The organism is Aliidiomarina maris, assembly GCF_003987335.1.
GTDB classification, from domain to species: Bacteria; Pseudomonadota; Gammaproteobacteria; order Enterobacterales; family Alteromonadaceae; genus Aliidiomarina; species Aliidiomarina maris.
The window spans coordinates 1-1,456 of the sequence record NZ_PIPK01000033.1; the positions used below are offsets into that span (position 1 = coordinate 1).

At 46.0% G+C, this 1,456-nt stretch carries 3 protein-coding genes; 1 reads left to right on the forward strand and 2 read right to left on the reverse strand.

Features of this window, described 5'->3' with window-relative positions:
• Positions 1 to 97 (forward strand): IS3 family transposase (locus tag CWE07_RS14660; RefSeq protein WP_338022191.1); only part of this gene is annotated, 97 nt, incomplete at its 5' end.
• A 270-nt stretch (positions 98 to 367) separates the two neighbouring features.
• Here CWE07_RS14660 and CWE07_RS14725 read toward each other — a convergent pair.
• Both CWE07_RS14725 and CWE07_RS14210 read right to left on the reverse strand, forming a co-directional pair.
• Positions 368 to 697 carry a four-helix bundle copper-binding protein gene (locus CWE07_RS14725; protein ID WP_111570616.1) on the reverse strand — a complete coding sequence of 110 codons (330 nt, stop codon included), beginning with the start codon at positions 695 to 697 and terminating at the stop codon, positions 368 to 370.
• A 262-nt stretch (positions 698 to 959) separates the two neighbouring features.
• Positions 960 to 1,202, reverse strand: coding sequence for a hypothetical protein (locus tag CWE07_RS14210; RefSeq protein ID WP_126819031.1), 243 nt, complete (start codon positions 1,200 to 1,202; stop codon positions 960 to 962).
• Between the last annotated feature and the right edge of the window lie 254 nt (positions 1,203 to 1,456).

A 1,456-nucleotide genomic window follows, 5' to 3' on the forward strand; every position in this document is an offset into this window, starting at 1 on the left:
CTTTGAGTACATCGAAGTTGATTACAACAAGACAAGAAGGCATAGTGCTATTGGCTATCTCAGCCCAGAGAACTTTGAATTAAAAAATAGTGCTTAGCAAAGTGTCCACTTTTAGTGGTACGGATCAGACAGTAGCTAGTGATCACTTCCCAGGCTTTACCAGCACTGGCAACCGTATTTCAGCTGTCCTCTTCAACGAAACAGGACAGCAAGTAGCAGAAGCTTCTAGCCCACGGGCGCACTTCGAGCTTGTTAGTAAGCTACAACCATGAAAATACCAGCTTCGGGTTCTAAAACCTCAGTTAAAGTATTTAACCCCTTAGAAGATAACGTCCAACCGGAGCGCTCGCCCCGGCTGGCTTAGAGCTTAGCTGGCCATTGCGGCACATTCTTCAGCGCAGCGGTGACAAGCTTGGGCACACTCTTGGCAGTGGGATGCATCATGTTTTTCACACTCATCACCACATTTCTTACAAATGTCGGCACATAGACGGCAGATCTCGTGCGCAAACTCGCTTTCTTGTGCCATGAATGAAGCGGCTAACCGGCAAATTTGAGCACATTGCATGTTAAGGCGAATACATTCCGCCATCATTTTTACGTCGTCTTCTTTTAGGCACTCAGTTGCACACTTGTCACAATACGCTGCACATACGTGACAAGCTTCAATGCAATTCTCATATTTTCCAAAATTCATCTCGATTCTCCATTTATTAAATCAGATTTTATTCACCATAGCTCTTGCTTAGCATAATAAAGCTAGAACAACCTAAAAGAAAAATCAAGGAAAGGTAACCTGGTAACTAATCAAAAAATATAAAAATAAACCAGGTAGCTGTGCGTTACTTGCCGTAATTTTTATTATTCAGCTAGGATTCAGGAAGGCCTACTATAATAAATTTTTTGTCAAAAAACACTGAAACGTTCGCTGCGCTTGTAAGTTACCTTGCCACGAGATCCTAATTAAAATTAATTAGGTGAAAGAGCTCGCGCAGCGTGAAACGATAACCAAGGCTACCACGCACCATGGGGTTTCGTTGAACGTTCATTCGGGTGTGGTTGATACCGACTCCAGCATAGGCGCCGCTTGCCCAATGATACAGGGCGTCAGTCCCATAGGTGTGTCCCCAAGCGTTCGGGCCGTCGGCGACTTGTAATCGCACACGATCAAAATAGCTTCGAAGCCACCAATGTTCAGTCAATGGGGCCGCCACTTGGATGCCAATACCTGGGTGTTGCGGTCCGCGATGGTAATCTAAAGCCTGTTGTTGAAATGCCCGAAAGCGGTCAGAGTCTGGCGCAGTTGCGGTGACTCTAACTCCGACATATGGCCTTGTTGATCAAATCCGTACCGAGGGTAAAATTGCCCCTTTCCCACCTGGGGTTAACGCACCATTTCGCTCACGGGCATGCCAAGGCGGGTTAATTTATTAAGTACGGCGACCCGTACATAACC